The 6545-nt window shown below is 38.3% G+C and carries 5 protein-coding genes and 2 other annotated features; all 5 genes read left to right on the forward strand.

Annotated elements, in window-relative coordinates; all coding sequences use genetic code 11:
- Positions 1 to 72: 72 nt before the first annotated feature.
- Positions 73 to 311: a binding site (T-box leader), on the forward strand.
- Positions 312 to 450: 139 nt separating this feature from the next.
- The 5 genes from V7183_RS23855 to aroA all read left to right on the forward strand — a co-directional run bounded on the left by V7183_RS23855 (position 451) and on the right by aroA (position 6529).
- Positions 451 to 1527: a bifunctional 3-deoxy-7-phosphoheptulonate synthase/chorismate mutase gene (locus tag V7183_RS23855; RefSeq protein ID WP_097894735.1), complete on the forward strand. Its 1077-nt coding sequence runs from the start codon at positions 451 to 453 to the stop codon at positions 1525 to 1527.
- A gap of 9 nt (positions 1528 to 1536) precedes the next feature.
- Positions 1537 to 1771: a binding site (T-box leader), on the forward strand.
- Between the two features lie 53 nt (positions 1772 to 1824).
- Positions 1825 to 2997 carry a chorismate synthase gene (gene aroC / locus V7183_RS23860; protein WP_335361057.1) on the forward strand — a complete coding sequence of 391 codons (1173 nt, stop codon included), beginning with the start codon at positions 1825 to 1827 and terminating at the stop codon, positions 2995 to 2997.
- Between the two features lie 16 nt (positions 2998 to 3013).
- Positions 3014 to 4114 carry a histidinol-phosphate transaminase gene (gene hisC, locus V7183_RS23865; RefSeq protein WP_335361058.1) on the forward strand — a complete coding sequence of 367 codons (1101 nt, stop codon included), beginning with the start codon at positions 3014 to 3016 and terminating at the stop codon, positions 4112 to 4114.
- Positions 4107 to 5207, forward strand: coding sequence for a prephenate dehydrogenase (tyrA, locus tag V7183_RS23870; RefSeq protein WP_335361059.1), 1101 nt, complete (start codon positions 4107 to 4109; stop codon positions 5205 to 5207). The genes hisC and tyrA overlap by 8 nt, the downstream gene beginning before the upstream one ends.
- A gap of 17 nt (positions 5208 to 5224) precedes the next feature.
- Complete coding sequence (aroA, locus tag V7183_RS23875) at positions 5225 to 6529, forward strand: 3-phosphoshikimate 1-carboxyvinyltransferase (protein WP_335361060.1); 1305 nt, start codon at positions 5225 to 5227, stop codon at positions 6527 to 6529.
- Positions 6530 to 6545 lie beyond the last annotated feature (16 nt).

Below are 6545 nucleotides of genomic sequence, written 5' to 3' on the forward strand. Positions count from 1 at the left end.
TAACTATCGTCCCTACTGATTGAATCAGTAGGGACTTTTTGCACTTTTGTGGTCCAACTTGAAAATGAAATATGAAATGCCGTGAAAGGAAAAGGAGTAGTAGTTGTTTCCCTGTAACAGAGAGCTGGTGGTTGGTGTGAACCAGTACAAAAACAAGTGCGAATTACAGTCCTGGAGCATCTTTTTCGGATTAAAGATGAGTTGTATATTCTTTAAAACGGAAAGGCGGTCAATTGATCGTTAACAGTGAAGAGAGGTAGACGAAATAAGTCTACAACTAGGGTGGTACCGCGATAACTATCGTCCCTACTGAATAGATCAGTAGGGATTTTTTGTACACATAAAAGGCGGTATCGATCTCATAATAAATTTATATAGCTTACTGATTCAGAAAATAGGGAATTTTTATTCTCTTACCATATTTTTAAAACAATAGAGGAGGATTATAAAATGGCAAATCATGAGTTAGAACAATTACGTAAACAGGTGGATGAAATCAATTTACAATTATTACAGCTTTTAAATAAACGAGGTAAAATTGTTCAAAAGATTGGAGAACAAAAGCAAGTACAAGGTACGAAGCGTTTTGATCCAGTACGTGAGCGTGAAGTACTGGATATGATTGCAGAACATAATGAAGGACCATTCGAAACTTCGACAATTCAGCACATTTTCAAAACAATTTTCAAAGCGAGCTTAGAGTTGCAAGAAGATGACAATCGTAAAGCATTGCTTGTTTCACGTAAAAAGAAAAAAGAAAATACAATTGTTAATGTCAAAGGTGAATTACTAGGAAATGGAACACAAACATTCATCATGGGACCTTGTGCTGTAGAAAGCTTAGATCAAGTTCGCCAAGTAGGGAAAGCGATGAAAGAACAAGGGCTAAAATTAATGCGCGGCGGTGCTTTCAAACCAAGAACGTCACCTTACGATTTCCAAGGGCTTGGGGTTGAAGGATTACAAATTTTACGCCAAGTGGCTGATGAATTCGATTTAGCGATTATTAGTGAAATTTTAAATCCCAACGATGTAGAAATGGCTCTTAATTACGTCGATGTGATTCAAGTTGGAGCGCGGAACATGCAAAACTTTGATCTATTAAGAGCTGTAGGTAAAGTAAATAAACCTGTATTATTAAAACGCGGTTTAGCAGCAACAATCGATGAGTTCATCAATGCAGCGGAATACATCATTGCACAAGGAAATGATCAAATTATATTATGTGAACGTGGTATTCGCACATACGAAAGAGCGACGCGTAATACGTTAGATATTTCTGCAGTGCCGATTCTAAAGAAAGAAACACATTTACCAGTCGTTGTGGATGTAACACATTCAACAGGACGTAGAGATTTATTGTTACCTACTGCAAAAGCGGCATTAGCAATTGGAGCAGATGCAGTCATGGCAGAAGTACATCCAGACCCAGCGGTTGCGTTATCTGATTCAGCGCAGCAAATGGATATTCCAGAGTTCCATAAATTCATGGAAGAGTTAAAAGGATTCAAAAATAAATTATCGTAATTCCATATTGAATATGCGAAGAAAGGGAAACAGTAGTGCTTATCTCCCTGTTTATAGAGAGCTGATGGATGCTGAGAATCAGTACAAAGATAAGCATGAATTACAGCCCTAGAGCATCTTTTTCGTAGTAAAGATAAGAGTCTTTATGAAGGGAAAGACGGTCTAATAGATCGTTAACAATGATAAGAGGTAGACAAATGTAGTCTACAATTAGGGTGGTACCGCGATAATAATCGTCCCTACTGAGAGCTCAGTAGGGACTTTTTTGTACAAAAAAATAATAAAGGGGTAAGAAAAATGAGATATATTACAGCCGGAGAATCACATGGTCCGCAGTTAACTGTTATTTTAGAAGGTGTACCTGCAGGATTATCGTTACAAGCAGAACATATTAATAAGGAATTATTAAGAAGACAAAAAGGGCATGGTCGCGGGAGACGCATGCAAATTGAAACAGATACAGTGGAGATTGTCAGTGGTGTGCGTCACGGAATTACGCTTGGTTCGCCGATTACATTAATTGTAAAAAATGATGATTTCAAACATTGGACGAAAGTAATGGGAGCTGAACCGATTTCAGAGCAAGAAAGTAAAGAAATGAAACGTACAATCACAAAACCACGTCCAGGACATGCGGATTTAAACGGTGCAATTAAATATGGTCACCGGGATATACGAAATGTTTTAGAGCGTTCTTCTGCAAGGGAGACGACAGTGAGGGTGGCTGCTGGTGCGGTCGCAAAACAAATTTTAAAAGAAATAGGTGTACAAATTGCAGGGCATGTTCTTGAAATTGGTGGGGTAAAAGCAAACCATGTAGGCCAATTATCAATAGAGGAAATCCAAACAATTACAGAAAATTCATCTGTTCGTTGCCTAGATAAAGAAGTAGAGCAAATAATGATGGATGCGATTGATAGTGCGAAAGCAAACGGCGATTCAATTGGCGGAGTTGTAGAAGTCATTGCAGAAGGAATGCCAATTGGCGTTGGAAGCTACGTACATTATGATCGTAAACTAGATGCAAAGTTAGCAGGAGCCATTATGAGTATTAATGCTTTTAAAGGCGCTGAAATTGGCATTGGGTTTGAGGCAGCAAGGCAGCCGGGAAGCTCGGTGCATGATGAAATTATTTGGGACGAAGAAAAAGGATATACAAGAAAAACAAATAACGCCGGTGGATTAGAAGGTGGTATGACAACAGGAATGCCGATTGTTGTACGAGGTGTTATGAAGCCAATTCCTACATTATATAAACCACTTGCAAGTGTAGATATTGATACGAAAGAAGCGTTCCAAGCTAGCATTGAGCGATCTGATAGCTGTGCAGTTCCAGCTGCAAGTGTTGTTGCAGAAGCTGTTGTTGCATGGGAACTTGCAGATGCATTAGTTGAACAATTCGGAAAAGATCGCATGGAATTAATTACGAAAAATATGATGCAGCATAACAAATATGCAAAAGAATTTTAAAAAGGAGGGATGACGTATGAAGGTAAAAGAGCAGTTATCATCATTACAGCCATACAAACCAGGTAAATCACCAGAGCAGATGAAAGAAGTGTATGGAGATCATTCGTTTGTAAAATTAGCATCAAATGAAAATTCATTTGGCTGTTCACCGCGTGTTATGGAAGAATTACAAAAAACGTGGCATGAGCATGCTTTATATCCTGATGGAGGGGCGCTGGAACTTCGCCAAACGATTGCAGCAAAACTACAAGTTCAAAAGGAAGAAATTATATGTGGAAGTGGTCTTGATGAAGTCATTCAAATTATAAGCCGTACGGTGCTCCGCGCGGGCGATAATATTGTAACAGCAGGAGAAACTTTCCCTCAATATTACCATCATGCAGTGATTGAAGGATGCGAAGTAAAAGAAGTTCCTTTAAAAGATGGAATATATGACTTAGAGGAAATTGCTTTAGCTGCCGATGAAAAGACAAAGATGATTTGGATTTGTAATCCGAATAATCCGACGGGCACATATGTTGATGACAGAAAATTAAGTAAATTTATAAATAGAGTACATGAAGATACGCTAATTGTAATTGATGAAGCGTACTATGAATATGTCACAGCGAAAGACTTTCCAGAAACAATACCGCTATTGAAAAAACATAAGAACCTTCTTATATTGCGAACATTTTCTAAAGCATATGGTTTAGCATCATTTCGCATTGGGTATGCAATTGGACAGAAAGAATTGATTGAGAAGTTAAATGTTGTTCGTCTGCCTTTCAATGTTTCTTCCCTTGCGCAAAAGGCAGCAAAAATTGCTTGTACTGACGCCGAATTCATTCAGGAAGTTGTTCGTATAAATCGCGAAGGAATAGAGCAATATGAACGTTTTTGTAACGAGAATGAGATTCCGTTTTATCCATCTCAAACAAACTTTATCTTTTTGCCAGTAGATGATGCTGGGGAAATATATGAACGATGTGCACATGCAGGCTTTATTATTCGCCCGTTTCCAGACGGTGTCCGTATTACAATTGGGACGAGAGAACAGAATGAGGGAGTGATTTCAGTGTTAAAACAGCACTTTACCAATAGAAAAAACAAGTTTCGAGATGAGGAAAATGTGTAAAAAAGTTTTATTAATTGGTACAGGATTAATTGGTGGTTCGCTCGCATTAGCGATTAAAAGAAAACATGAAGTAATGATTACGGGCTATGACATTCATAGTGAACAAGTGGAGCGAGCAAAAGAACTTTATGTAATTGATGAAATAGCAAAAGATTTACAAACTGCTTGCGAGGAGGCGGAATTAATTATTTTTGCCTCCCCAGTTGAAGAAACAACAAAGTTATTACGTCAGCTCGCATTATATGATTTACGTGAAGATGTAATTGTTACAGATGTAGGAAGTACAAAAGGAAAAATCATGAATGAAGCGTCAGCTTTATTACCAGAAGGCATTTCTTTTATTGGGGGACATCCGATGGCGGGGTCTCACAAAACAGGAGTTGAAAGTGCAAAGGCACATTTGTTTGAAAATGCATTTTATATTTTAACACCAATGAGTCATGTAGAAAACCATCGAGTAGAAGAACTGAAAGGATGGCTAAAAGGAACAGGAGCTCATTTTCTCGTATTGAATACGGAAGAACATGATTATGTAACGGGCATTGTAAGTCATTTTCCTCATTTAATTGCGGCGGGCTTAGTGAAACAAGTTGAAAAGCATGCTGGAGATAATCCGCTCATTCATCAACTTGCTGCTGGTGGATTTAAAGATATTACACGTATTGCATCAAGTAGTCCGAAAATGTGGAGTGATATTGTCAGACAAAATCAGGGGCATTTATTGCAGCTACTAGAAGAATGGATTTCAGAAATGGAAGAGTTATATAGAACAGTTTCTAAAGGCGATGCGAATGAATTACAAAACTATTTTGCAAACGCTAAAGAATACCGTGACTCTTTACCAGTTCGAAAAAGTGGTGCAATTCCAGCTTATCATGATTTATATGTTGATGTTTTAGACAAAGTTGGGGCATTAGCCCATATTACAAGTATTCTTGCACAGAAAGAAATTAGTATTACGAACTTGCAAATATTAGAAGCGCGAGAAGGATTACTTGGTGTGCTTCGCATTAGTTTCCAAAGAGAAGAAGATCGTCTAAAGGCGACGATAGCATTACAAAAAGAAGAATACCAAACATACGAAACAATGTAATAAGGAGAGAATGGCCTATGAAAGAACAAACCGTACAAAATGTGAAAAACGGATTAAAGGGAACCATTACAATCCCTGGAGATAAGTCTATCTCACACCGTGCTGTCATGTTTGGAGCGATTGCACAAGGCAAAACAACCATTAAAGGTTTTCTACCTGGTGCAGATTGTTTAAGCACCATTGCTTGTTTTAAAGAAATGGGAGTAGAAATCTCACAAAATGGTGATGAAGTAGTTGTAAATGGAAAAGGATTAGAAGGGTTACAAGAACCTAAAAATGTGTTAGATGTAGGGAATTCTGGTACAACGATACGATTAATATCTGGGATACTTGCAAATACGTCTTTTCATTCCTGTATACAAGGTGATTCATCAATTGGAAAAAGACCAATGAAACGTGTAACGAATCCACTTAGACTTATGGGAGCAAAAATTGATGGTAGAGAAGAAGGGACGTTTACTCCGCTTACAATACGGGGCGGTAGTTTAAAAGCAATTGAATATGTTTCGCCTGTAGCAAGCGCGCAAGTGAAGTCGGCCATTCTACTCGCAGGATTGACTGCTGAAGGTGTAACAAGTGTTACAGAGCCGCACATTTCACGAGACCATACGGAAAGAATGCTTGAAGCATTTGGTGTGACAGTAACTCGTGAGGGCAAAACCGTAAAAATTGCTGGCGGACAACAATTAATCGGGACAGATATCCAAGTTCCTGGTGATGTATCATCAGCGGCATTTTTCTTAGTTGCAGGAGCGGTGATTCCAAATAGTAAACTGGTTTTACAAAACGTTGGTATGAATCCGACTCGTACGGGAATTATAGATGTTCTTAAGAAAATGGGTGCTAAGTTAGAAATTCATTCCATTCATAAGGATGCATCAGAACCCGCTGCAAATATTACAATTGAAACGTCATCACTTCAAGGAATCGAAATTAGTGGAGAAATAATTCCAAGGCTTATTGATGAAATTCCAATCATTGCGCTTGCGGCAACACAAGCAGAAGGGATTACAGTTATTAAAGATGCACATGAACTGAAAGTAAAAGAAACAAATCGTATCGATACGGTTGTGGCCGAATTAACAAAATTAGGAGCACGAATTGAAGCGACGGATGATGGAATGATTATTTACGGTAAGTCCGCGCTAAAGGGCGGTACAGTAAATAGTCATGGGGATCATCGAATTGGAATGATGTTGGCGATTGCAGGTTGTATAGCAGATAATAAAACAGTACTTGAAGATGCGGAGACCGTTGGAGTTTCGTATCCTACGTTCTTTCAGGAACTAAGTAAACTACAAACTGAATTAGAAAAGGCATAAAATAAAACGTCTATAA

The sequence above is a fragment of the Bacillus sp. JJ1127 genome (assembly GCF_036965845.1).
Taxonomy (GTDB): Bacteria; Bacillota; Bacilli; order Bacillales; family Bacillaceae_G; genus Bacillus_A.

Bases quoted from the DNA above. Each gene is read 5' to 3' on its own strand.
- V7183_RS23855 (WP_097894735.1), top strand. From the start codon at position 451: ATGGCAAATCATGAGTTAGAACAATTACGTAAACAGGTGGATGAAATC.
- hisC (WP_335361058.1), top strand. From the start codon at position 3,014: ATGAAGGTAAAAGAGCAGTTATCATCATTACAGCCATACAAACCAGGT.
- aroA (WP_335361060.1), top strand. From the start codon at position 5,225: ATGAAAGAACAAACCGTACAAAATGTGAAAAACGGATTAAAGGGAACC.
- tyrA (WP_335361059.1), top strand. From the start codon at position 4,107: ATGTGTAAAAAAGTTTTATTAATTGGTACAGGATTAATTGGTGGTTCG.
- aroC (WP_335361057.1), top strand. From the start codon at position 1,825: ATGAGATATATTACAGCCGGAGAATCACATGGTCCGCAGTTAACTGTT.